This is a genomic window from Rosistilla carotiformis (genome assembly GCF_007753095.1).
GTDB lineage: Bacteria > Planctomycetota > Planctomycetia > Pirellulales > Pirellulaceae > Rosistilla > Rosistilla carotiformis.
The window spans coordinates 6368705-6394017 of record NZ_CP036348.1 but is presented as its reverse complement, the minus strand read 5'-3'; the positions used below and the strand labels follow the sequence as shown (position 1 = coordinate 6394017).

Annotated in this window: 21 protein-coding genes; 10 read left to right on the top strand and 11 right to left on the bottom strand. The window is 58.9% G+C overall.

The window, feature by feature from the left end; all coding sequences use genetic code 11:
- Positions 1 to 128 precede the first annotated feature (128 nt).
- On the bottom strand, positions 129 to 890 hold the full coding sequence (locus tag Poly24_RS23260; RefSeq protein WP_145101364.1) for a phosphatidylinositol-specific phospholipase C/glycerophosphodiester phosphodiesterase family protein: 762 nt from the start codon (positions 888 to 890) through the stop codon (positions 129 to 131).
- Between the two features lie 194 nt (positions 891 to 1084).
- On the opposite strand from Poly24_RS23260, the gene Poly24_RS23255 reads away from it, so the two are divergent.
- From Poly24_RS23255 to Poly24_RS23240, 4 genes are all read left to right on the top strand, one after another.
- Positions 1085 to 1333 (top strand): hypothetical protein, encoded by a 249-nt coding sequence (locus tag Poly24_RS23255; RefSeq protein ID WP_145101361.1) that lies wholly within the window; start codon positions 1085 to 1087, stop codon positions 1331 to 1333.
- A gap of 319 nt (positions 1334 to 1652) precedes the next feature.
- Positions 1653 to 2588, top strand: a complete 936-nt coding sequence (locus Poly24_RS23250) for a DUF1559 domain-containing protein (RefSeq protein WP_145101359.1) — start codon at positions 1653 to 1655, stop codon at positions 2586 to 2588.
- A gap of 558 nt (positions 2589 to 3146) precedes the next feature.
- The gene (locus tag Poly24_RS23245) at positions 3147 to 4082 is read left to right on the top strand and encodes a DUF1559 domain-containing protein (RefSeq protein ID WP_145101357.1); all 936 of its coding nucleotides are present in this window, start codon (positions 3147 to 3149) and stop codon (positions 4080 to 4082) included.
- A gap of 40 nt (positions 4083 to 4122) precedes the next feature.
- Complete coding sequence (locus tag Poly24_RS23240; RefSeq protein WP_145101355.1) at positions 4123 to 4584, top strand: hypothetical protein; 462 nt, start codon at positions 4123 to 4125, stop codon at positions 4582 to 4584.
- 382 nt (positions 4585 to 4966) lie between these two features.
- Here Poly24_RS23240 and hisA read toward each other — a convergent pair whose 3' ends face one another.
- From hisA to trxA, 3 genes are all read right to left on the bottom strand, one after another.
- Complete coding sequence (gene hisA / locus Poly24_RS23235; RefSeq protein ID WP_145101353.1) at positions 4967 to 5728, bottom strand: 1-(5-phosphoribosyl)-5-[(5-phosphoribosylamino)methylideneamino]imidazole-4-carboxamide isomerase; 762 nt, start codon at positions 5726 to 5728, stop codon at positions 4967 to 4969.
- Positions 5729 to 5900: 172 nt separating this feature from the next.
- Positions 5901 to 7262, bottom strand: coding sequence for a right-handed parallel beta-helix repeat-containing protein (locus Poly24_RS23230; RefSeq protein WP_145101351.1), 1362 nt, complete (start codon positions 7260 to 7262; stop codon positions 5901 to 5903).
- Between the two features lie 164 nt (positions 7263 to 7426).
- Entirely contained in the window at positions 7427 to 7753 is a 327-nt protein-coding gene (gene trxA / locus Poly24_RS23225; protein ID WP_145101349.1) for a thioredoxin, read from the bottom strand.
- Between the two features lie 262 nt (positions 7754 to 8015).
- Here trxA and Poly24_RS23220 point away from each other — a divergent pair, with 262 nt between their 5' ends.
- Complete coding sequence (locus Poly24_RS23220) at positions 8016 to 8366, top strand: 4a-hydroxytetrahydrobiopterin dehydratase (protein WP_145101347.1); 351 nt, start codon at positions 8016 to 8018, stop codon at positions 8364 to 8366.
- 80 nt (positions 8367 to 8446) lie between these two features.
- On the opposite strand, the gene Poly24_RS23215 is transcribed toward Poly24_RS23220, so the two are convergent.
- Positions 8447 to 10099: a hypothetical protein gene (locus Poly24_RS23215; protein WP_145101345.1), complete on the bottom strand. Its 1653-nt coding sequence runs from the start codon at positions 10097 to 10099 to the stop codon at positions 8447 to 8449.
- Positions 10100 to 10539: 440 nt separating this feature from the next.
- Here Poly24_RS23215 and Poly24_RS23210 point away from each other — a divergent pair, with 440 nt between their 5' ends.
- On the top strand, positions 10540 to 14637 hold the full coding sequence (locus tag Poly24_RS23210) for an alpha-amylase family protein (RefSeq protein WP_145101343.1): 4098 nt from the start codon (positions 10540 to 10542) through the stop codon (positions 14635 to 14637).
- A gap of 28 nt (positions 14638 to 14665) precedes the next feature.
- Here Poly24_RS23210 and Poly24_RS23205 read toward each other — a convergent pair whose 3' ends face one another.
- Positions 14666 to 15514 (bottom strand): rhomboid family intramembrane serine protease, encoded by an 849-nt coding sequence (locus Poly24_RS23205; protein WP_145101341.1) that lies wholly within the window; start codon positions 15512 to 15514, stop codon positions 14666 to 14668.
- 198 nt (positions 15515 to 15712) lie between these two features.
- Complete coding sequence (locus tag Poly24_RS23200; protein ID WP_197452119.1) at positions 15713 to 17152, bottom strand: DUF1501 domain-containing protein; 1440 nt, start codon at positions 17150 to 17152, stop codon at positions 15713 to 15715.
- Between the two features lie 165 nt (positions 17153 to 17317).
- Here Poly24_RS23200 and Poly24_RS23195 point away from each other — a divergent pair, with 165 nt between their 5' ends.
- On the top strand, positions 17318 to 17920 hold the full coding sequence (locus tag Poly24_RS23195; protein ID WP_145101337.1) for a metallophosphoesterase family protein: 603 nt from the start codon (positions 17318 to 17320) through the stop codon (positions 17918 to 17920).
- Positions 17921 to 18119: 199 nt separating this feature from the next.
- Here the strand turns inward: Poly24_RS23195 and Poly24_RS23190 are convergent, their stop codons facing one another.
- The 3 genes from Poly24_RS23190 to Poly24_RS27900 all read right to left on the bottom strand — a co-directional run bounded on the left by Poly24_RS23190 (position 18120) and on the right by Poly24_RS27900 (position 20594).
- Entirely contained in the window at positions 18120 to 19610 is a 1491-nt protein-coding gene (locus Poly24_RS23190; protein ID WP_145101335.1) for a Do family serine endopeptidase, read from the bottom strand.
- Positions 19611 to 19897: 287 nt separating this feature from the next.
- Complete coding sequence (locus Poly24_RS23185) at positions 19898 to 20425, bottom strand: 3-hydroxyacyl-ACP dehydratase FabZ family protein (protein WP_145101333.1); 528 nt, start codon at positions 20423 to 20425, stop codon at positions 19898 to 19900.
- 70 nt (positions 20426 to 20495) lie between these two features.
- On the bottom strand, positions 20496 to 20594 hold the full coding sequence (locus tag Poly24_RS27900) for a 50S ribosomal protein bL37 (RefSeq protein WP_391556736.1): 99 nt from the start codon (positions 20592 to 20594) through the stop codon (positions 20496 to 20498).
- Positions 20595 to 20884: 290 nt separating this feature from the next.
- On the opposite strand from Poly24_RS27900, the gene Poly24_RS23180 reads away from it, so the two are divergent.
- Positions 20885 to 22027, top strand: a complete 1143-nt coding sequence (locus tag Poly24_RS23180) for an iron-containing alcohol dehydrogenase (RefSeq protein WP_145101331.1) — start codon at positions 20885 to 20887, stop codon at positions 22025 to 22027.
- Here the strand turns inward: Poly24_RS23180 and Poly24_RS23175 are convergent.
- A complete protein-coding gene (locus tag Poly24_RS23175; RefSeq protein ID WP_145101329.1) occupies positions 22024 to 22905 on the bottom strand; it encodes a DUF1559 family PulG-like putative transporter in 882 nt (293 codons plus the stop codon). The genes Poly24_RS23180 and Poly24_RS23175 overlap by 4 nt on opposite strands.
- A 322-nt stretch (positions 22906 to 23227) precedes the next feature.
- Here Poly24_RS23175 and Poly24_RS23170 point away from each other — a divergent pair, with 322 nt between their 5' ends.
- Entirely contained in the window at positions 23228 to 23554 is a 327-nt protein-coding gene (locus Poly24_RS23170) for a hypothetical protein (protein WP_145101327.1), read from the top strand.
- 182 nt (positions 23555 to 23736) lie between these two features.
- Complete coding sequence (locus tag Poly24_RS23165) at positions 23737 to 25182, top strand: hypothetical protein (protein ID WP_145101325.1); 1446 nt, start codon at positions 23737 to 23739, stop codon at positions 25180 to 25182.
- The last annotated feature ends 131 nt before the right edge of the window (positions 25183 to 25313 follow it).

Below are 25313 nucleotides of genomic sequence, written 5' to 3'. Positions count from 1 at the left end.
AGGATGATGTTCCGCGCTTAATCATTCTGCCACTCCAGAATTCAACCGTTCTCCTGCGCACCCTGTTTAAGCTGTGATTCGATGGTCGTATTGGATGAAGGAAGAAGCTGCTGATCCGTTTCTTCGAATCATTCCTGCAACATTTGGCTTAGGCCTTGCAGGTCGTCGGTGTTGATCAGGTCGACGCCGGCGGCTTGCATCGCTCGCCAGCTGCGCGGGTTATCGGGGATCGCCCAGAAACGCAGCACTCGGCCTTTGGCGTGCGCCTTCGCGACGATCGCTGCCAACTTGGCTTGTTCTTCGCCGCTCATCTCCCCTTCGCCACGCCATTTAAAATGTTTGCCCCAGCGGTCGCTGATCATCGGCATCAGGTGAGTGGGCATGTCGCTGTCCAAGTCGCTCAATCGGCCATCGAGACCTGCGAAGCGTTCTTCGTCCGACGCGACCGCTGCAAAAGGGCGATCGCCACTGATCACAACGTTCACCGCATTTTCGATTCGCTGGCCGTTGCGAACGACGGAGAAGACGTCGGGATATTGGCTCAGCAGGTTGTCTAACGCCGCGTAGGTCGCGGCACCGTCGGCTTTAAAATCGATCAACAGCGTGACGACGGGACCGCCCAGGTAGACCCGTCCGCCGCCTCGCTGCACTCGTTCGCGGAGGGGATCGAGGTAGAGTCGCTTGAGCGTTCGTTCGGGCGACAACTCCGATCGCGAATGAGCTACCAGCAGTTCGCCATCGACAAGAAACACGTCGGCTTCGACGCTACAGAAGCCATGATCCAGCGCGTCCAGCAGCGGCCGGTCGTGCAGGTAATCGTTATGCGCGTGCGCTTGTCCCAGCGGTTCAATCTTCGCGGCCGGCTGTTCGGCGGCGGCGATTTGCAGCATGACGGAACCGACCAAGAGCAGTAGCCCGGCAATGCGCGCCGCAGCGATTGCGAGTACCAGGAGTCTTAAATTGCCTCGAAACCGAAGGGGCGAAGCCGTTGTGTCGTTGGTCATATCAATTAGATTTCGGTACGGAAGGTCCAGGTGGCGGTTGATCGATGTCGCGCCCCGCAGGGCGTTGAGTGAAGGGCCTGATGTTGGTCTTGGAGGAGGTGCTGGCGGCGAACACGATCATGTTAAGTGCCCGCGTGGGAGAGCGGCAAGTTAACAGCGGCTCGCGTTACTATTCCTGCCCGGAAATCAAAGTATTCGCACAGCTGCACAGCAGTTCTACTCAGGCTTCTGAAACAGCACGTCTGCTATCAAAAAAGCGAATCGCGAGTGCCACGATGTTGAGCAAGTGCGCCGGTGAGGTCGCCACGATGGAAGGCATTTTGCTGTGATTTCCAAGGGGAAAACTCGCAAGGTTGGATCCCTATTTCGAAAAAGTTTTGCATTGAATTCGCTGGCTTTATGGTCGGCGAATCTTCCCAAAGGGGGGCGGTGGTGTCGCTGAGGGGCTGTTAGGGTTGCAACGGTTATTAGGCGATCACTCCCCGCCCGACGTTTTGCCAGGTGGCGGCTAGGGATTTGGCACGTCAATCGCTTGTTGGGGGGAGCGATCATGGTTGCGAAGGAGCGTCCTGTTCCTTGTCGCACCTTTGGTTTGCTCCGCTAATTCTCTTCCCCTTTCGTTCCTACTCACCATTGGGAATCCCTACCTTGTTCACATCAAAGAAACAACGCGCCTTTACGCTCGTCGAATTGTTGGTCGTGATTGCGATCATTGGCATCCTCGTCGGTCTGCTGTTGCCGGCGGTTCAAGCGGCTCGAGAAGCGGCTCGCCGGATGCAGTGCAGCAACAATCTCAAGCAGCTCGGCTTGTCGATGCACAACTACCACGACGTCTATCTCAAATTTCCGCCGGGCGGATTGGAGGTCAGCAGCTATCGGATCGGTTGGCCCGGTCGGATCTTCCCTTTTATCGAAGAGGGGAATCGTTTGGATGCGATGGACGGAATGTCAGCTGACGCGTTAGTGACACTTGCGCCCTACCGCTATACAACGGCACCTCACAACGGGGGCGATCCGATTTTTACCGATCCCATGCCGAGCTTCGCCTGTCCTTCTTCGCCGCTTGGAGATACGGTGAACGCATCGTCTTATGTGGGGCTTCAGCACGGCACGTTGCACTATCGAGCCAACGCTGGTTCGGTGAATTACGACATGGTCAACGTCGCAACCAGCAGCCGCGACTACAGCACGTCGGGCGTGATCTACCCGACCAGCAAAACCAAGTTCGCCCACATTATCGATGGGACGAGTTCGACGATTTTGGTTGGCGAATGCTCCGACCGCCAAGGCTGGACCGATTCAATGTTGGCCAGTTGGGGTGGTATTCAGCCTTGGACCTGGGGTTATTACTACTACGGTGCCGGAGCGGGCTTCTTGCAGTTGGATAACAAGAACCTGCAATATCCCATCAACTTTGAGGGGACAACGACCACCAACGCGACCGCCTATCGCAGTGCGCATCCCGGCGGTGCTCAATTCTCGTTCTGCGATGGCAGCACGCGTTTCTTGACCGAAACGATGAACATGCTGGTGTTGGACGCGATGGCAACGCGGGCGCGAGGCGAGGTGGTCACGACCCCGTAGATCCAAATGATTTTGTTTTAGAACGCAGGGGGGATGCTCCCTGTTTCCTGCCACGGTCATCGCACTGTTCCCGCTCAAATTAGGTAGGGAAACAGTGCGATACTCGTTTGGGTTTCAAGCACTTCACCGCCTCTTTGCTGGGCCTCTTTGTCCGGCAACGCTCGCTTATCGTGCTGTGAAGTTAGGCAACAATGCCTTGCCTTGCACTTCCGCGAGGCACTCCTCTGGTGCGGTTTTCTTTTGTTGGTCGGGGCGGTTTCTGGCGTTTCGGCGAGGATTTTCCACAAAACTCCCAGTTTTCGTGATGAAACATAAGGTGGGCGGATGCTGTCGCTAGGAAGTTTGCTGGGGAAAATGGTGCCCCGTTCCTCGTCAGGCGATGGATTATGAGGGCAGCGGGAGGAGGGATGAGCGAATGCGTGGGAGAAATTTGGCACGCCAATCGCTTTAACGGAGCAACAGTCTCGCTCGCCGTTCAGCTTGTTTTTAGTGCCGAGCGAAGCTTCCTACCTACATTCACTTTCCATCTTCCTAGCCTTGATTTCTGGAACATCAGCCTTGAGACCTCTCAAAAAACGAAGTGCGTTCACCCTTGTCGAATTGTTAGTCGTGATTGCGATTATCGGCATCCTTGTCGGTCTACTGTTGCCGGCGGTTCAAGCCGCTCGCGAAGCCGCTCGCCGGATGCAGTGCAGCAACAATATGAAGCAGCTTGGTTTGGCCATGCACAACTATCACGATGTGTATTTGAAGTTTCCGCCGGGTGGTTTGGATGTCACCGGGTACAGGATTGGTTGGCCCGCCCGGATCTTCGATTTTATCGAAGAGGGGAACCGTATCGACGCGATGGATGGATTGTCTCCCGACGCGTTGGTCACCATGCAACCGTATCGATTCACGACGGCTCCGCACTATGGTGACAATCAAATTTTCACCGATCCGATGCCGAGCTTCGCCTGTCCTTCTTCGCCGTTGGGCGGCACTGCGAAATCCGCAAGTCAAATTGGTAGCATCGACCAAGGGACGTTGCACTACAACGCCAACGCCGGGTCGGTGAATTACGACATGGTCAATACCACGACATCGAGCCAAGATTACAGCACCTCGGGTGTTATCTATCCGAAGAGCAAGGTCAAATTCGCTCACATTACCGACGGAACGAGTTCGACGATCTTGGTGGGCGAATGCTCCGACCGCCAGGGCTGGACCGATGCGATGCTGAATAGCTGGGGTGGGATTCTGCCTTGGACTTGGGGCTATTATTCCTATTCGTCGGGAGGATACCTGCAGATGGACAACAAGAACCTCCAGTATCCGATCAACTTCGAAGGGACGACGTCAACGAACGTGACGCCTTATCGCAGTGCACATCCTGGTGGTGCCCAGTTCTCGCTGAGCGATGGCAGTGTGCGTTTCTTGACCGAAACGATGGACTACGTCGTGTTGGACGCCATGGCGACCCGAGCTCGTGGTGAAGTTGTTTCGTTCGAGTAGTTTCTCGTTTACCCGTCTTTAAGAGTTTGGAAGCTATCCAATGAAGTCCATAAACTATTTCGCCGGCCGATCCTCGCGGGTTCGATTTGCCACAAGCGGTGCCGCGATCGCTCTGCTGTGCATCGTCGGCTGTGGGCCTGCTGAAAAGCGGGTTGCCACGGCACCGGTAAAAGGGAAAGTTGTCTACAAGGGGGCCCCGGTGACAACTGGGACGGTGATGTTTATCCCTAGCGGCGGTGGACCGCCTGCGACGGGAGAGATCCAGCCCGATGGCAGCTATAGCCTGAAGACCTACGAGCCCGAAGATGGAGCGGTTGTCGGCTGGCATGCCGTGACGATCTCCGCGATCGAACTGGCCACCGGGTCGCCCGAAGATCCCGCCTCGGATCCAAAGCTTTTGGTTCCGACGAAATACAGCAGTTCCAAGATGTCGGGCCTGACCGCTGAGGTCAGCGATGGCGAGAACGCTGTCGATTTTGAATTAGAAGGGCCGTTGAAGTAATCGGTTTGATCGCTTGTTCCATCAGCTGCCAATGTTTGAATCACACCCTCCCGAGATGCGATTGTTCTGGTCGCATCGCCAGTTAACCATCCCACCTTTGTTCGAATCCCACCTCACTACGGTGCAATCTACCTGATTGCATTCCCGCCCTTATCTTTCCCGCCTGGGCTCATACCCTTTGAGTCTGCAAAGCGCGGCACGTCATCTAAGGCGTGCCGCCTTTTCTTTTTTATAGACGTCGCCGATGCGTTGGTTCATCGAGATGTTAGATGCCGCCACGGTTTCCGAAATGAAAACCGTGGCTGTTTCCCGATGTTTTGCGAAGTGCGTTTGGTACGCGACCGCCGGAGCGGTCTCGCGAACCTGGAGTGTTAACGCAACGTTAGGCGTTTGAAGAGTCGCCGCCGGATGCTTGCAGAACTTCCGTAACAGCGGCCAGAGCCGCCGGCAGATCCAAGCAGCCATCGTAGAGGGCGCGGCCGATGATGCAGGCGTACGTGTTTTGCGCCGTCAGTTGCCGAACGTCTTCAACCGTTGTCACGCCACCGCTGGCGATCACGGGGATGTCGGTCGCGGCCCGCATCTCTGCCAGCGCTTCCAGGTTGGGCCCCGAAAGCATGCCGTCTTTGGCGATGTCGGTGTAGATGATCGCCGCGATGTTTTCGGTCTTGCTGCGAAGATCCTTCGCCAGATCGACAGCCGATCGTTGGCTTGTTTCCAACCAGCCATCGGTAGCGACCATGCCGTCGCGGGCATCGATTCCGGCGGCTAGCCGTTTGGGATAGCGATCGCACATCCGCGCGAACCAATCGGGCTGCTTCAGCGCCGCACTGCCGACGATCAGACGCGACAGTCCGAGACCAAACAGGTCATCGATCGCCGCGTCATCGCGAACGCCGCCGCCCAATTGGCAGGGAACATCGACAGCGTGCAGGATGTCGGCGATCGCTTGTCGGTTTTCGGGGATCGGTGCGCCGCGAGCGGCGTCCAGATCGACCAAGTGCAGGAACTGGGCGCCTCGGCTGACCCACTGCCGCGCCATCGTGGCCGGCTCGTCGCTGAAGACGGTCTCGCGGGCGTAATCACCCTGTTTCAAACGAACGCATTTGCCACCACGCAAATCAATCGCTGGCCAAATCTCCACTCGCGGCTCCTCGCTGCTTGCAATATCTCGAATTCAGAAGGTCCCTTCTGAACGCATTGTCGCACACCCTCGAAAGACCGACAACTTGGGGTGTTGGGGAATCAGGGCTAATAAATGTTTGCGCTTCGGCTGATACCTAAGATTAAAACACTGGATAACCCTGTTGGGGATTTCAGGGGGTCTCGACGATCGTGTTTTCCGCGATCCGATTCCCCTCGCCCCCCATCTGGCGAATCGCTTCGGCGGCTGCATTTTCTTCGGTGACGATACAGTTGTTGACGATCGATTGGACGCAATCGTCCAACAGGACCCCTGATTTCGGGAAGCCGCGGATCGTCGATTGGCTGACGACGATCTGGCTGCAGCGGTGCAGTTCGATCGCTCCGTCGACATCGCCCACGCCATTGATCGCGTTGGCGACCAGCAGGCATCCGCTGCATTGGGTCAGCCGGATTCCAAGTTTGGCGTCGCCGCCATCGCCGTAACCGTATCGCGGGTTGCGGTCGAAGGTGTTCCCCGAGACGACGATCGCCTCGCATTTTTTCAGCAGGATGTTGCGGTCGTATCCCTTCCAGATCGTGTTGCCGGTGATCGCCACGCCGCGGGTGTTCTGGACGTAGATATTGTGCTGGACGTCGGACAGGATGTTGCCGGAGATCGTGACGTTACCGTGCCGCAGTTCTTCGGTGAACTTCTGCCGGTTGCTTTGTAAGTCGATCCAGATGTTGGCCGAATCCTTGGCGTGGTGGGTGTGTTGGATTGTGCAGCCGGTGATCGCCACCTCGCCGATGCTTCCCTCTTCGGAATCCAGCAGCACGTTGGCGGCCGCCGGAGCGTCGGGAGTCCCCATGTTCGCTTCGATGTCACAGCCGGAGATGTGGACGTTGCGGACATCGCCGCCGCGGATCACGACCCCTCCCGCAGCGTTGTAACTGATGTGCGAACCGACGATGTTGGCTTGGTGCAAACTGAGGTGGTCGAAGTAGACCCCGGCGCCGCTGTTTTCATACAGGTGGCAATCGCTGACGATCAGATTGCGGTTCCGCGAGGTCAATCGGATCGCGTGCCGCGATTTGCGAATCGTCAGATCGCGGATCGTTGGCTGCATCACACCGACCAGTTCGATCCCGTCGGCTTCGGGGTGATTGCCGATGATTTCGAAACCGGCGATCAGCGGTGCGTTCTCTTTTTCAAAGACCTGCGGCTTGATCGTTTTCGGATCGGCGGTTCCTTTGAGCGTCCCCGTGATCCGGATTGCGGGGCCGGGGCCATTCATCACGATCCGCGAATGACCTTGGCCAACGATATGCAGCGGACCGGTCTTCGACAGATCGATCTCCAACGGTTGGTCGATCTCCAGCGTTCCAGCAGGCAACAGCAACCGACCATCAAAGATCAGTTTATCGGCGGGGTTGTCCTGTGCCGCGGAGAAATTGGGCAGGCAGACGAGGGCGAGAATCGCAATAAGCAGCGCGGCAGAGAACGGTGCGGAGCGAAACAAACGGAGGGAGGGGAAGGCGGGGTGGGAGGTCACAGTCGGATACACCTGTGCAGGAGGGAATCGAAGGCCCAAGGTGAGCAGAGGACAGTCTAATCGGTGACGCCACGGAAGAAAGCAGCCTGCGGCCGTCTCTCTCCGTGGGATCACAATCCTGTCGCTCGGGGCACCTTCCCGCTCAGCGATCGATTCCGCAGGCGTTACGCCTTGGCGGTATCCAGTGCCGCTTGCAGCGAACCCTTCGGGCGAACGCCGACGAAGCTTTCGGAGATCTCACCATTCTTGAAGACCAAGATGGTTGGGATGCTGCTGACGCCGTACTTCTGTGCAGCGCCGGGGTTTTCGTCGATGTTGACCTTACCGATTTTCAGATCGGGGTTTTCACCAGCCAGTTCTTCGATCATCGGCGCGATCTGACGGCAGGGACCGCACCAGGGCGCCCAGAAATCGACCAGAACAGGCGCATCCGACTGGAGCACTTCGGTGTCGAAATTTTGATCGGTGAATTCGGCTACGTTTCCAGCCATAACTACTACTCCAGTTTGGTGTGATCGAGGCAGCCGATGCCGCCTCTGAGAACATGCGTTTTAGAAATTCGATGCTTGGTCGAACTGTCCATCGAAGAACAAAATTGTAGCGCAACGGCGGAAAGTGTCAATTTGGCATGCGGATTTCAAGCCGACCTGAATCATCAGCGAATCTCGTGCCGAGATCCTTGCCAAGGCTTTCCGGATCGCCATACAGTGAGAGATAGGTCGGTTCATTTCTCACAATCGAAAGGTTCTCTCGATGGATATCAGTTCAATGGATCAATTGGCGAAGAAAAAATGTAAGCCGTGCGAGGGGGGAGTGGACCCTTGTTCGGCGGCCGAAGCCCAGGAGCAGCTGCAGAATCTTCCGGGCTGGCAGTTGTCCGACGACGGGAAATGGATTCGCAAGCAGTGGAATGTGAAGCACTTTGTGCAGGGGATGGAGTTCCTGAACCGCGTGGCGGAAGTGGCGGAGGAGGACGGGCACCATCCCGACGTCCACCTGATCGGCTACCGAAAGGTCAACATCGAACTGAGCACCCACGCGATCGGCGGGCTGAGCGAAAACGATTTCATCCTGGCGGCGAAGATCGATCAGGTCGCGCCCTAGCCTTTCAGGAGCCCTCGGCAGCACTGCTCGTTACGTTCGTGGAGCCGTATGCCGGCGCACCCGTTGGGGCCGTTTGCGGGTCATTGGTCCCGTTCGCCATCTGCCCCCTTGGAGGTTGCCAGGGGAACAAGTCGCGTCGGTTGATCGGGCTGGTCCCAGCGGTGCTGAATCAGTCTTCCATCGCTGCGAGCCAGTAGGCGTGAAGCGTCGACATCGATTTCGTCTTGAGTTTGCAGGTCGGGAACGATCCCCTCGACGGCAAATTTTCCTTCCTCATCGATCTGGCCATACAGGAATCCCGCACTTTGGGCATCGGCGGCATCTTGGTGGTCGATCAGCAGGCCGATGCGCCGCGTCGCTTTGTCGATCAATCGCAGCATCGGGTGAATCGGTCGTTGGTGGACGTTGCCCAACGGGCTGATTGCCACCAAGCTCGCTTGCTGCAAGGAGATCGTCAGCAGCATCGCCTGGGCAGGTTGCCGGCCATCGAGGGACAGGTCGCGCAAGCGGTCGATCGGGTCGGCGTGCTGTGGACGGGTTGCCAGAATCACAACGCGATCGTTCGACAATCGCACTCCTTCGGGATGGAGCGTCAGATTGGAATCGATTTTGATACGGCGAACGCGGTCGTCCGCTTTGAGCTGCTGCGGTTGGGTGTCGACCACGACCAACCCATCGGGCATGGCGGGATCGTACAGCAAAACCACGTCGGGCTGGGCGGCGATCACATAGCCCGCAAAGTTGGCAACCGATAACGAATCGAATAACCGAACCGTGTCCCCCGACAGATCCAAGATGTCGACAGCCGTGATGATCGCCGCACCCCCGGTTTGCTTGGATCGGATGACCGTGGCCGTTTGGTCGCTGGTGATTTCAAAGCTACCGATCCAACCACTGCCAATTTCGATCTGCGCCACCGGATCGATCGATTGGCTGTCGATCGCAAATTGCGTAACCGCGTTGTGCGGAGAGGCATCCGGTCCGAGCACGGCTCGTGGAGAATCGGTGCGCGTCGTCAGGTTGAACAGTCGGTTTCCACGCACGCGGAGGTTGCCCGGTTCGATCTGTTGCAGGGCGACCGCGGCTAGCCCCATGGCGGTGATGGCGAACGTGTACACCGTTTCGTGGGCTGGTAGCGAGGATGCCATTTCGCTGGCCGATGCAAACGTTTGTGTCACCAAGATCAATTGCTGTTCGTTGTGATGCAGTTCCTTCAGAATGCCGGGAACGGTTTGGTGGATCGCCGGGCCAGCGGCAGCGTCTGCCGTGGGCAGATCGATCGTTGCCACCAACGTTTGCGGTTGGTCGTCTGGGGATGCGTGGGAAGCTCCGACTCCCTGATTCCACGACCATTGCGTTCCGAACAGGATCGCTTGGTTGCCGGAGATCAACATCCGATCGACATGAAAGCCTGGGTCGACGACATCCCGGGCGGGTCCCAACGATCCGTTGGCGTCGCGGTCAAAGATCCACAGCTGGCTGGCAAAGCCCGAGCGATGGGAACTGTCGACGACCACCACGCGGCCATCTGCTTCGTGAATCAACCCGTCGATCGATGCATCGCGGGGGACCAGGATTGCGGACGATTCCACCGCCTCCGCCGCTATCAACGGATGCGTGCGATGTTCGACATCGATCGAATCGGTCGCAAAAACAGGCGTGGAAATGAGATCCCCAGCAAGCAGTCGTCGGCCTTCGAGTGATTCGTAGCGAAGCGGTCGTTTGGGTGTCATGCGTCGGGTCCCTAAAGTTTCCGCGTGGCCAATCCTTCCGCGTTGTGGTTGCGGCGGGTTCGATTCCAAGGGAGCGATCGCCGCGATTCGCCCGCTCCCCATTATCGGTCGGCCGCCGAGCCGGATGCAAGCCGGTCCCGTGACTTCCGAGGCGTGAACGGGCAGCGATCGGGTGACAAATGGCCAGCGATAGCAAAATACAGCTTGCCTGACCCGAACGACCCAAACCTCCTCTGGTAGGGATGGTATCGAACGCACCGACTTCGCCTGATTTGCCACCGACTGTGCCGACGATACCGATTTGGGGGAGAGGCCCGTCGTCGGGCGTTCTTCTAAAGGAATGTGTTGGCGGTTCGATTCGCCGATCGGGTAGAAATACAATGAACCAACGGTTTCCAATCACTCGAGCTCTTTTTGTCACATGTTGGATCGGTGGCGCCGTGCTCCACGCTGCTCCGCCGCAGCCCTTTGCGCAGCCGACGCGTGTCGCGGAAAAGCGTCCCGCGGTACAACCCTTCCAAGAGGTGTTGGATCAACGCCGGGCCGCAGCCAAGGCAGTTCAGTCGGTCGGTTACAAACGCGTTTGGGTTCAGTGGGAGAGCAAGCGGCCGCAACGCGTGACCGGCAAGTTCGCGCTCGATGGCAGCGAGATCATCAACTTCAGGCGTCTTGGGATCGTTGGAGACGAAGTGGCCGCCGTCCAACAGGCTGGCGACGAGATCGACGTCTTCGCCGCCACCCCCCACACTCAAGGTGGTTTTGCGTTTGAATCGGAATTGACATCTTCGACGCGGCTGATGTTTGGATTGCAAGGAGATCAGGCGGCCGATACCGCGGCGAAAACTCATCAGGTCGATTTGGCAACGCTTGGCAAGACCGCCGCCGTCTTTGAATTGCCAGGTGGTCTGGTCGTGAAAGCTCACGTCGAACCACTGCCGACAAAGCTTATCTATTCGCGGCCGCATCTGATCTTCGCGCCGGGAGAGTCGTTTCGGTTTGAAGTGTTGTTGGATGAAGTTCCGTCGCGCCCCCATACGAAGGTCCACTTTGCCGCCACGCTGACTCCGGCTCGCGGAGGGACGCCGCTAGCCGAGGTCGCTCAGGATGTGATGACCGACGCCTTGGGACAGTTTCAGGACTTGCGTGACTTTGCGATCCCGATGCCAACGACCGAAGGGGCGTACGAAATCGATTTGAAGATTACGTCTTCAAGCAACACGACCTCTCGGGACGGGACGCTGTTGCACAGCCGTCGCAAGGTCCAAGTGCTGGTGGTGGATGAATCCAACGCGCCGTCGGATGAGATCGACACGACTGCCTGGAAACTGCTGGAAGAAGTCGATTTGGATCAACTGGCGCTGGCCGATACCCCTCCACGCCGCGACGCGGCACGCACCGACCGGCATCCCGTTGGCCAAGCGACAACGCGAGCGGTCCGGATCGCCGGAGCCGATGCGGGGAAGCCGCACATTCTGGAACTCGAATGCCAGGGGAACGAGCCCGCCGAATATTACGTGTCGGTTCTACGCGTCGCCGGGAAAAGTCCGCAAGTGATGGTCGATTCTCAGTTTCGCATCGACGAACAATCGGGCGCCGTGGCAAGACATCAATTGGTCTTCTGGCCCGACGCCGATGACGTGGCGATCGAAGTGACGCGTTGGAGCGATGCGTCGCAACCTTCGTCGACGCGGTTGCATATCTACGCCGGGCCGGCAACGTTGCCGGAGGTCAGTTCACGCGGGATCAGTGGCCAACGCGGCGTCGTCGCCTATCTCGATTCGCCCGAAACAGGGGCACGTTTCGGGGCAACGCATCTGCAATCGCCCACCGCCAAAGATTTGAAGGACTGGAAATATTATTGGGAATCGACCGCGCGGCAGGCGCAACTGCTGAACAACGCAGGCTACACCGCGGCGATGATCACCGTGGCTGGACGCGGCGGGTCGATCTATCCGAGCAATCACATCGAACCGTCGATGCTTTATGACAATGGCGAACGCATCCCCGATGGAGGCGGTTCGCCTCGCAAGGACGTTTTGGAATTGATGTTCCGGATGTTCGATCGCCATCAGCTGGTGTTGATCCCGACCGTGCGATTCGACTTTCCCCTGGCCGCTCTGGAGCAACAGATTCTTGCCGGCGATCACAGCATTCGGCTCCGCAACGACCAGCAGCAAACGTGGTGGGAAGCCTATCCAGATTCAGGCCCCCAAGGCCCGTATTACAATCCCGCGCATCCCGCAGTCCAGGCCGCGATCCAACAGGTCGTGCAAGAATTGGTCGACGGTTACTCGCGGCATGCTTCGTTTGGCGGAGTGGCCGTGGTTGTGGACCAGCAGACGTATCTGCAGTTCCCTGGTGCTGCGTGGGGGACCGATCCACGCGTGCATGCGGAAGCATCGGCTGTGTTGAAGCAAGGCAAAGCGGATGCAAAATCCGGTTCTTTGGAAGGGCCTGCGTTGCGGGCATGGTGTGACGGCCAATTAAAAGGGCTGTTCGCCAACTTGGGGAAAACGTTGGCTGCGGGAGACGCCCGTCACAAGCTATTTGTGATCGATCAAATCCAACAACCGACCGAGGCGCATCGCCGACTGCAGCGAACGTTCTCGGGGACGCAGCCAGCTGCGTCGCGGATCGTTTGGGTTGCCGAATCACAATCGCATGCTGCGGGCGGATCGTCGCGCCGCGGTGACGGCGACGATGGTGAATTCGCATCCGGTGGGTCGCGAGCGATTCCGTTGAACAAGCAAGCGAACCTGTTGTTGGCGAGCGATGGGCCGATCCAGCACATCGGTTCGGCGGGGCGAGCCGATTGGATACCACGGATCGCCGCAAGCGATCCCGACTTGATCGTTCACGCCTTGCCGGATCTCAGCCTCGGACGGATCGATGCGCGACGCAACCTGTTTGCCGCCTTCGGGACGCTTCCTTGTGGTCGCTTCGATCCGATCAAGCGTTCGAAAGACGCCGACCCTACGGTGATGCTGCGGTCCGCCGCGTCGACCGTTGCGCGGTATGGATACATCATTAACAATTCCGCTTGGGCGACCGACGTGCAGATCCGCTTTGATGATCTTGCGGATGTCAAAGTTCAAACGGTCTGTGATGCTGCGATCGAGCGACCAAGCGACAACGTTTGGCAGGTCCGCGTTGCCCCGTTCGACATCGTTTCGTTTCGTGTGCCGAAGGCGGATGTTCAGATCGTCGATTGGAGCATGCAACGCGACCAGGCCGATGCAAAAGAGATGCGTCAATGGTTGACGACGCTCGATCGGCATCTGGACGCCGCGAAGAACTTGCAGTTGGAAGAATCGACGCTGTTGCCGAACGCGGATTTCGCGGAAGTCGATTCCCAGGACAGCATCGTTGGGTGGGACCTGGCGCATGGCGCCGGGATGACGCTGGAATTGGTACAGGACGATTCGGAGACCGATCGTGCACTCTGCATTCAAACCGAAACCCCGCGAGGTTGGCCGACGCCGCCGATCGGTTGGGCGCGATCTCAGACCTTCGCCTCTCCCGAATCGGGACGTATGTTGTGCATCGCGCGGGTTCGCGCCGAGGATGACTTTGCCAAGACGCGATTGAAAATGGTCGTGAACGGTCAGATCGGCGATCGGGTCTATGAAGAATCGATTTGGATCGATGGTTCGATGCCCACAAGTGAGCGTCGCGGACATGAACTGGCGACCGACAGTCCCTATCGCCAAGCAGGGATTCAGATTCTCGATATCGCCTCCAATCCGGAGAACCGGTTGCAGGTCAGCTTTGAAGTTCACGACGGTGGCAAGGTTTGGATCGATCAAGTGGCAATCTTTGATCGCTTCATGACCAGCGAAGAGGTGGCCGACGTGCAGTCGATGCGGGATGCTGCCTTCGCAGGAATCCGGGAAAGCGATTTCGGACCGTTTCTTGCACTGAAGCGATCGAGGGCGTCCGACACGCTGTTGACTCAGGTACCGGTGGTGCTCTCCGATCTTCCGCCGTCCAGCGAACTGGAACCGCGGGAAGTGGTCGCTTCGTTGACGGATGCCGCGAGCGAGTCGCCAGCTTTATCGCCATTGCTTGCGTCGTCGGAACCGGATGTTGGTGATTCAGAGGACCGTTCCAAACCGACCGCAACGGTTGCGGCGGGGCAGTCGTCGCGTCGGACTGCAGCGAACACAGCGCCCCTTGGCAAAGCAACCCCCTTGGTGAACATGTCGCGACGTGCTGCGAAGGTTGACGCGCTGGATGCGTTGGACTTTGGGATGATCGGATCGGAACCTGTCCCTCCATCGTCTCGGACCTTCGCGCCGGTTGCCTTGGCGACGACGGAAGCCAAACAGACGCAAGCGGCACAGCATCTTCATGTGTCCGATCGCACACCGGTGGCCAAGCCTAGCCTAGGGCAACGGATTGCCCGATGGTTCCGTGGCGATAGCGATTCGGCAGCTGAAGCGGCGTCACCAGTTCCGGTGAGCGATGGGCAAGCCGAAGCCGACGATGCGGGAGAACGGATTTCCGGCTTCCAATTCTGGAAAAGCCGGAAGAAGTAGGCACGCTGCGGAATCGGCAGCGTTGACGCTAGCGGCGGTCGCGGAGTCGGCGGCTGTGGCGTTCGAGGACTTTGCGTTCGGCGTTGGTAAGGCTCGCTTCGCCATGCTCGTGGATTTTTTGCAGGATCCTTTCGGCTTCGTCGGCATCCCGTAGTTCCTGACGCGATTGGCGATCGGGGTCGTGCAGTTTCAGCCGTGTGTTGCGTTTGGTGAGCTTGGTTAGCGCCGCGGGGGATAGCTGGCCGAGATTCCAATGGAAATAGTAATACGCGCTGGCAAAGGCGATGCCGACCAGATGGACGTCGAAGGCTGTGGTTTCGGACCCCATCCCAAACAGATTGCCGGCGATCATCATCACGCCGACGACCCACGCCTTCACCGGCAAGACCATCATCAGATAGATCTCGGTCTGCGGATACCAGAAGATAAACAGCATCGTGACGGCGACGACGCCACCGGAGGCACCGATCACGCCGGGGGCAAGCGAATCGGTCAGGTTCGCTCGCAGTGACCAGACGATCCCCCCCAGGATGATCGCCACGAGATAGAACCGCAGGAATTCAAACTTGCCTAGCCTTTGTTCGACGATTCGCCCGAAGAAGAACAGCCCGATCATGTTGAACAGGATGTGGTTCATGTTGCCGTGGGCAAATCCGTAGGTCACGAACTGCCACCACAGCCACGGTTTGACGATCGTTTGCGGTGTGACCTCCATCGCAGTCCGCAGCGCAAAACCTTCGCCGCCAAAGATAAAGTCGGCGAAAAAGACGGCGACATTGATAACGATCAATACGACCGCGAACGATTGAGCCGCCAGTGACGGAGGGAGGTTCGAGCGTTCTTCGTCCTGGTAATACGGTCGATCGTATAGACCCATTGCGCGGGTATCCTTGAGGGGCGGTCAGGAAAGAGATTCTGTCCAATGAGTGTATCGCAAGCCGATATCGCCTCAAGTAGCGTCCGTAGGCAATGCCCCGGCAAATCGGTGTTTCCATCGAGCCGCATCGGCCGGTGTGCGAGGCCGTCGGGTTCTCGATCGCCCCTGGCCGTCGCTTCCCTTCTCCGCCCCAATGGTTCAGGCGAACAGCGGCAGCGGCCGGCCGTCGCAGGCTGCTAGCGGCCGTCCCAGCGTGTCGTAGAGCGTGAGATTCTCGGAGATCCCCAGGGCGTGAAAGATCGTCGCGTGCAGATCCGCAGGTCCGCAGGGCTGTTCCAGTGGCTCGGCACCATTGCGGTCGCTCTTGCCGTAAACCAGCCCCCCCGCGATTCCCGCGCCGGCAAATGCAACGGAATAGACGTTTGGATAGTGGTCGCGACCGCCGCCGGGATTGACTCGCGGGGTGCGTCCAAATTCGGTCAGCCAGACGACCAGCGTTTCGTCCAATCGGCCACTGGCCGAAAGATCGTCCAGCAATGCCGCGGAGGCCTGATCCCAAGGTGGAATCATTTGATTTTTGAGTCGGTTGAAGCCATTGCCGTGCGTGTCCCAATGCGCTCCCACGCTGCCGTTGAGGTCGCCAGCACTGCAGTAAACGGTCACCAGGGGGACCCCCGCCTCGGTCAACTTCCTCGCCGTCAGGACGCTTTGTCCGCAGATGTGCATTCCGTAGCGTTCTCGAATCGCTGCCGGTTCGCTGTTGAGGTCGAACGTCCGCTGGACCCGTTCGCTCAGCAACATGTCGAGCGCTTGGGTTTGGTGCCGGGCCATCCCCTGCATTCCTTCGGTCGTTTGGAGGTCGCGGCTGCCGTCGATCTGCGACAGCAATTGCCGCCGGCTGGACAAGCGGGCGCGATCCAAGCCTTCGACCAGCTCCAGATCGATGTGTCCCGAATTGGGGCTGACTCCCTCGTAGAGTTTCCCTTCGCGCGGCTTGATGATCATCGGATCGCGATGCATCCCCAAGAAGCCACCGTCCTGCCCATTGGCTCGGCCGCCATCGTACATCGAATACGGCAGGCAGACCGCTCCCGAGAGGCCATCGGCGGCGAGCCGCTTTTCGAGATCGCTGCCACGTTGGTTCAACTTGGCATCCCAGACCATCGCTCCAATGCAGGGCCAATCGTCGCGCGATGCCTCCCAGTTGCCGCTGAGGTTCGGCGGCTCATGACCGGTCAAATTCCAATACGCTCCCGAGCGATGCGATGGCGCGTTGTGATGCACACTGCGAACGATCGCCATCCGGTGCGTCTGTTGAGCAATATTCGGCAGGTGTTCGGAAACGTAGTAGCCCGGCGTGCGCGTCGCGATCGGATGGAAGATGCTGCGAATATCCGACGACGCGTCGGGCTTCACGTCCAACGTATCGATGTGGCTCATCCCTCCCCATGCGAACAACACAATGCACGATTTCGCTTGGCCAAACGCATGGGTGGTCGCGGTGGTTGGCGGACGCGGGGCGGCCGCCGTGGCCGATCGCATCTGCAGTAGTGACGACGCCGATAGACCGGCGGCTCCAAAGCGAAGCAGATCACGGCGTGAAATTCGATCGCTCGGGTGGGCGTGGGAAGGCAACATCGTTGACATGCTCCCGCTGGCGAGGAATGGAAGGGGGCGGATGGGGCCGTCCATCGTAGCCGTTGCGGCGGGTGGAAGCTACATTAGACGCCCGTATTTGGTTTTTGATTTCGTGCCCCCCGGTGATGGAGCCGAGGTTGCCGCGACGATTCAGGAGACACCGTGATGAAGCTGCTGCTGTTCAGCGATTTGCACTGCGACCAGGACGCAGCCCGAGCGTTGGTTGAGCTAGCAAAACAGGCCGATGTGATCGTCGGTGCGGGAGACTTTGCTATCAAACGCAAGGGCTTGGCCGATACGATTGAGATCCTGCAAACGGTCGACTGTCCCGCGATCTTAGTGCCGGGAAACGGCGAATCGGTCGAAGAACTGACTCAGGCGTGCCGCGATTGGCCGCAGGCGCACGTCTTGCATGGCACGAGCGCTCGCGTAGCCGGATTCGTTTTTTTTGGAATCGGCGGCGGAATCCCGACGACGCCGTTTGGCGATTGGAGCTACGACTTCAGCGAAGAAGAGGCCGTCGCGCTGTTGAAACCGATGGCTGCCGGGAGCATTCTGGTGACGCATTCGCCACCGTGGAACTGTGTCGATATCGACGGCTCGGGCACCCATCGTGGCAGTCAATCGATTCGCCAGGCGATTGAGGCGAAGCAGCCGCCGCTGGTTGTCTGCGGGCACGTTCATGACAGTTGGGAGCAAACCGACCACATCGGTGACGCGACCGTCATCAACGCGGGGCCTCGCGGTGTCTGGCATCCCATTGGCTAGGGCCGTTGGGACGACGATCGGTATCGGAGCGGGAGTGGCAATCCGGGATGGAGTTCGACAGCCCAGGGGGGGCCTGAAACGATTCGCTCTGGACTGTCGATGGATTGCCTCCCGCACGACCGCTGCGGCCCGACTTGTGTCGGGCTGGCGTTGGGCTTCCGGATCGCAAAGCCGAATGTTATCGGCGCTTGCCAGCGGGCTATTCGATCGTCACCAGGCCGCGAGTGTTGCCACGTTTGACGACTAATTGCAACGGACGGCCCGCCTGTTGCGACTGTTCGATCAGTTGTTTCAACTGGTCGACACTGTTGATCGGTTGGCCGTTGACGCGCAGGATCACATCGCCCGCGTCGAGTCCCGCGCTAGCTGCGGCACTCTCTTCGGTGACGTTGGTGACCAACAACCCGCTGGTGGATCGCAGTCCCAATTGTTGCGCCGTCTCTTCGGTCAACGGTTCCATGTCGGCACCCCAGACTTTGCCGCCGGGATTGAAGCGGGCCAGGGCCGCATTGGTTCGTTCACCCAAGACGATCGTTAGCATGACGGGCTTTGAGGCGCGGATAACTTTGAACTTCAGGGTGCCATCGGGGGGGGTCAGCGCGACAATGTTTCGCAACTGCAACAGGTCGCGAATCTCGCGGCCATTGACTTCGACAACCACGTCTCCGGGTTGCAGCCCACCCAGGTGCGCGGGCTGGCCTTCAAGCACTTGATCGATGTAGGCACCGACCATGTTGGGAAGTCCCAGCTGTTGCATTCGTTTTTCGTCGATCGGTCCCAGTTTCGCTCCCAGGAATCCGCGGCGAACCGAACCCGATTCGATCAGGCTGTCGACGATCGGGCGGGCCAGCGAGGTGGGGATCGTAAATCCGATGCCGTTGTATCCGCCGCTGCGCGACGCGATCGCCGTGTTGATACCAATCACCTCGCCACGCAGATTCACCAGCGGGCCGCCGCTGTTGCCGGGATTGATCGCTGCATCGGTCTGCAAGAAATCCTCAAAGCCTTCGCCGTGGCCGACGATCCCTTGGACACGGTTCTTCGCACTGATGATGCCCGCGGTTACGGTCTGTTCCAAACCGAAGGGGCTGCCCATCGCTAACACCCAGTCGCCGACCTGCATCGTATCGGAATCGCCCAGCGGAGCGGGTTCCAGGTTGGGGGCGTCAATCTTAATCACAGCCAAGTCGGTCTCTGGATCGGTGCCAACAATCGTGGCTGCGACGCGGCGGCGGTCGGACAGTTCGACCTCCAGGGCATCGGCCCCTTCGACAACGTGGTTGTTGGTCAAGATGTAGCCATCGGCACGAATGATCACGCCGCTTCCGACCCCTGATTTCTGGGGCGCCGCCGATCCGCTGTCACCAAACCCGGGGCCAAACAACTGGTCGCGGAGTTCGGGGGGCAGGCCTTCCAGGATTCCGTCGGGGATCCCGCGAGTTCCACCGCGGGCGACGCGTGCCTTCTGTAGCGAATTGATGCTCACGACGCTGGGCCGCATCGAAATTGCGACCGTTCGAAAGGCTGTTGAGAGGTCGTTTGCGGTTTGAAGGTTTTGGGGATTGATGTCGCGTTGGGCGAGCACGTTGGAATGCATGCCTGCGGGCAAGCTTAGAAGTACCCCCGACAGCAACGTGCCGACCAGGAGACTGCCCAGCACAAAAGACACACTTTTCCACATTCTTTCCATCGGTTGACTCTCCTCGGTCGTTTGTAGAATCGTAAACCACGTGTCGTTTTTACATGAGATTCTGCCAAATCTGCAACGTCACAGCGGACGCTTTAGGGTCAGCAAATCTCACGCCAATTCAGGACACGGAGATATAGCGGCCGCGACGGTAGAAGCTGGGTTGCAACCTAAATCATTGTTGCAGCAAGCGTTGGCGAGGCCAGCAGAATGGTTCGCAAGCGGCGGAAAAACCGGCGGGTGGCGAAAGCGTGCCGCTTCGCTCACCCAAGTGTACGCGTCGAAAGAAGTTACGCGTTGCTGCGCGCGGCCAGCGTCTCTTTTAAGGCGCTGATCGGAATCGGAATTCCCTTGATGATCCCTTCGACCGCCAGGCCGTCGCGAACGACCCCTTGGAAGCGGGCAACAATCATCCGGCCGCGGCGGATCCGAGTCAGTTCGCACATCAGGACCAGACGGTCCCCGGGGAGCACTGGATCGCGAAAGCGGACCTCGTCGACACCACCGAAGCCGACCATGTCGGCTCCCAGTAGGTCGTGTTTTTGTGTGAAGTAACTGCACAATTGAGCAGCGGCTTCCAGCATCACGACGCCCGGCATCAGCGGCATGCCCGGCATGTGACCGCGAACCCAGAACTCATCTTGCGAGATGTCTTTGTAGGCGGCGCAAGCATTTCGCTGCATGTCCTCCCCGACGATGGCTGTCAATTGCAGCATCTCGTGTCGCTGAGGATTGACCTTGCAGATATCGTCGACGTTGCCAATTGGAGCGTCAAAATCGAGATCGGCCAGATTAAAAATCAGATCTTTGCTAGCCAAAGGATATCCGCTTTTCGAAAGAGTTTGGCGAACGAACGCGATGGTTCGGGAAGAGGAGCGAAACTAGCGATTAGGTACGCAGTTTCTTGCGTTTCGCTTTACGGGCCTTTGCGTTGGCTGGGCGTTTGCCGTGGTTCGCTTTCTTCAGTTTTCGGTGTGGTTTTGCCATGATTCGGTTCGTTTCAAGATGTGTTGAATTCGGAATATCATCCAGAGCGAGCGGTCTGCGGCTCAGCAATGCTTATTTTGAGCCTCGCAGAATAACAAAAAACAGGTTCGCCCGAAAGCCTAGACCGTCTGCCGACCTGTTTCTCGGTCCCCTCGTCTCCTACATCGGCAACTGGGCGCCGTTCCCTGACCTTTCCCGGACGCTAAGATTTGCGGTAGGCTAAAAAACTGCCCGCGATGCCTCCTTTGCTACGCGGAACCTTCGTTCCTCCCTCCACAGCCCACCTGCCGATGCTACCTTTTGACTTTCAACTGCGCCCTCGGATCGTCTTTGGCGCTGGTGTAATCGAGCAACTTGGTCCCTTGGCTTCTCAGTTGGGGGGCAAGGTCGTGCTGGTTGTATCGGACCCCGGCGTGGTCAAAGCGGGGCACTTTGGTACCGGTTTGCAGTCGCTGGAAGCCGCCGGATTGGTGGTCCACTCGTTCCACGAATTCACGGAAAACCCGACCACCGACTTTATCGATGCGGGAGTCGAAGTAGCGCGGCGTGTCAAACCGGATCTAATCGTGGGGCTCGGTGGCGGCAGCTCGATGGACTGCGCCAAGGGAATCAACTTCGTCTACAGTTGCGGCGGCCAGATCAAAGACTATTGGGGCGTCGGTAAAGCGACAGCCGACCTGTTGCCGATGATCGCCGTTCCGACGACTTCGGGAACGGGCAGCGAGGCCCAGTCGTTTGCTTTGATCAGCGACGCGAAGACACATGTGAAAATGGCCTGCGGCGATCGGCGAGCGGCTTGCGCGATCGCGTTGCTGGACCCCGCGCTGACCCTTACCCAGCCCTATGCCGTCACGGCGCTGACTGGAATCGACGCCTTGTCGCACGCTTTGGAAACGCACGTGACCACGCGGCGCAACGCGATCTCTTCGACCTTCAGTCGCGAAGCCTTCCGGTTGATCTCCAACAATCTGTCGCGAGTGCTCGATGCCAGCGACGATCTGGAAGCCCGCGGCTGCATGCAGTTCGGGGCCTGTTTAGCGGGAATGGCAATCGAGACGTCGATGTTGGGTGCGGCGCACGCCACGGCAAATCCATTGACCGCCCGGTATGGCGTCACGCATGGACAAGCGGTGGGGCTGATGTTGCCGCACGTCGTGCGATTCAACGGCCAGCATTATCCCGAGCTGTATTCCGAACTGTTGGCGGAAATCGATCCTCGCGAGAGTCAGCACGACGCGCCCGAACAGATTGCCCAGCGGGTGACCGAAGTGGTTCGGAAAGCGGGTCTGAAAACGACGCTCCGCGAATTGGGAATCGCGGCGGAGGTCCTGCCTGAATTGGCCGCCGATGCCAGCCAACAATGGACCGGAAGTTTCAATCCCGTGCCAGTCAACGCGGACAATCTGCTGACGCTCTATCAGGCCGCTCTTTAGTTGACGCCCTCGTTCCCATCGTCGCTCGGCGGTTCGCTGGACCGACGGGCCATCTGTTGAAGCACGGCTTGGTCGCCGCCGGTTGCAAAGAATCGCACTCGGCCGCTACCCAGTAACAGATTGACTCCGCCAGCGTGGCGGCTGGCAAGTCCGCCGACCCACAGCGGATCTTGGGGACTGCTGGCATCGACCGAGTCTGGATTTCCTTGCGGGCCAATGCCCAAGGGGTGGTCGACGTTTCGGATCGTCGACCGTGTGCCGCTGATCCAGCCGAGGTCCTGCTGGGGATCGCTCAACTTCTCACCGACGAACAGCGTGTATTCGAGTCCGTCAGTGATCTCTTCGGACGTGACACCGCGATTTTGAAAGAACATGCCGTCGTTCTGTTCGTCGATCGGCAGTTCGAGTGAGGAATAGATGGCGGCGTAATTGCTGGTCGTTGGAAGGGAGTTGCTGGCTGCCGATGGGCAACGAACAATCGGCAGCGGGGTCTCGCGAGGGACCGCGTTGGCCGCTGCGTAAACGCTTGCGTCGGGATCGACCTGATCGGCGAGGGCTTGTTGGTCCAGGTCGGCCAGCAGGGCGATGATCCAGTTGTGGTGATAGCCTTCGGCAACGTTCTGGATCGGAGTCTTCGAATCGATCGTGCCGGCAGGATAGTGGCGGTTGGCCAATTGGTATTCGGCCATCGCGACGCCAATCTGAACCAACCGATATTCGCAGGTCGTTCGTCGTGAACTCGCGCGCATCGACAGGATCGTGGGGATTGCTAGGGTCAGCAGAATGGTTACCGCGAGGATCACGACCACCACTTCGGGCAATGTGAGTGCGCGTCGTGGGGCGAATCGAATCATCTCAGGCGTTCGGACATGCGACATGGAGGTATCGTAAAACTTGGTTAGTGGAGGTAGGTGTTGTGTGGAGGTCGGCTGGGACGCTTCGGCGCCGTTTTGGCCAAGTGTCGCGTTGGTGCGGCGAACACGTCGCGATTGCCGCTGAACGTTTCCGGGCCTTGCGGCGTCTAAGGTGATGGCCTGTAGAATAATCGAGGAATTCTCACCATCAGCCGAACCGCTCGCGTGGTCGAGAGCGTAAAATTGGAGATGTTCCAATCCAGAGCCATCGCGATTGATTTCGCTTGCAGGGCTTCACTCTAGATCACAGACACCTTTCCGCAAACCGTCTCTCAAGGGGAATCACATGTTCAAACGGCTCTTATTATTGTGTGCGGCCGTTGCAATTTTGTCGGCCAGCTCCACGGCAATGGCACGCTATCCTTATCGCATGGGATATCGCGGCTATTATCCGCCAGCGCCCGTTGTTCGTGCTTACCGTCCCGCGTATGTCTACGGCTATAGCGTGCCGCGTGCGAGTTATTACGCGCCCTACTCCAGCTACTACGTGGCACCGCCGGTGCGGCGTTATTACGCCCCGGCTCCTGTCTACGTTCCGACCCCAGTGTACGGAGCACCCTATGGCGGCGTCTCGGTCGACTCTCCCGGAGTTTCGCTGCGGATCGGCTTCTAGGGCTCGCGGAACACCGGGTCACGGCTCGGCTGATGAATACGACAACGCTGCAATTGCTGACCGAAGCATTGCAGCGTTTTTCGTTGGAAGAGCGAGCTTGCCGAGGGCGTTGCTTGCAAATCCGATCGGGGTTGTTTCCGTCGGGGTGGATTTTGTATCACGCAGCATCAAGGAGATCACACATGCTGCGGACACTCTGCGCTACCGTTTTGACGACGACGCTATCGATCCTAACCACCGCTGGCTTTGCTGCCGGTCCGGTCGATGAACCCTACACCGTTTATGTCAGCGAAGCGGGCAGCTACGCGCGGTGTGGTCCATCGGGCGAACACTATCGCACCGATCGGTTGATCGAAGGGGAGGCCCTGGAGGTCTATCTGGAGACCGACGATGGTTGGCTGGGGATTCGCCCGCCCGAGACCAGTTTCTGCTGGGTGCCGGCCGACCAGGTGGAAGTGGACGCTGATGGCGTTTCAGGAACGATCATCGATCCCGAGGCGGTTGCATGGATCGGAACCAATCTTGGTCGTGCCCGCAAGTATCGCTGGCAGGTTCAATTTCAAGTGGGTGAATCGGTCGCGCTGATCGGATCAACAGGTCCCGATAGCGACACCGAATCTCCAGGAGCTTGGCTTCGTATCGTGCCGCCACCCGGCGAGTTTCGCTGGGTCCACGACAGTCAAATCGTCAAGAGTCGCGAAGCGATGGCTCAGTTGCAAAGCGATCGCAGGAATCTGCTCGCGTCGGGAGCCGTTCCAGTGATGCAGCCGGTTCGCGACGAATCGATCGAATCACCACGCGATCTCGACGTGCCCCCCGCTCCGTTTGATATGGAAGCTGCGCAGCAGCAGGCTGCGGCCGAGGGAGGGAGCGTGCTGGCGAACGCCGACGTGGCGCAAGTCGCTCATTCCGAAGTCGAACCGCGCCGGGAGTTTCGCAGTCGCATGAGTGTGGCCGAAAACGTTCGCGTTCGCGATATGCAAGCTTCCGAATCGGAAGCCGGTCAAGATTCTGCCGGCGGTTCGTCGTGGACGCAGGCTTATCGTGCGGCGCCACCACGCAACCTGCCTACGAGCCAAAATTTGCAGGCGTCGGCAACCTTTCCCAGCGATCGGCCCGGTGCAACGGCGAATTCCTTGCAGCGTTTGCAGATGGAATTGGCGCGTTTGATGGCCTCCGAAGCTTCCCCACAGCAGACCGAATCGTTGCGATCGCAAGTGGAATTGCTGCTCCAAACCTCGGGCGATGCCGGCGAACGGGGACGCGCCCGATTGTTGATCGATCGGATCGAACAGTATCAAGAAATTGCGATTCGCCGCGACGGACGCTCGATGGCCGAACCCGACCCTGTTGCCACGGTCGCCGCCCCGGTCCCAAGTGTTCCTCAGGCGACCACGTATGACCGCCAAGGCTGGTTGGTGGAGGTCTATTCTTCTCGTCCCGACGCGCCTCCCTTCGCGCTGACCGATCGTGATGGGCAGACGCTTGCCTACCTCTCGCCTGCGGCGTCGATCAACGCCCGACGAATGCTCAACCAGCAGGTTGGAATTGTCGGTCGGTTGAGCAATCGTTCCGAAGGGGACATGCCGCACTACATCGCCACGCAGGTTGTTCGCTTGAAACGCTAGAAGGTGAACGATCGAGGGGGCGAAAAAGCCGACCATCGATAGGCCAGCGTGGCGCTCCGGGCGAATCTTCGATGCTAGGAGAAAGGCAACGGGGGGCAGGCCCGTCGGCTAGGTGGTTGCACGTCGCCGTG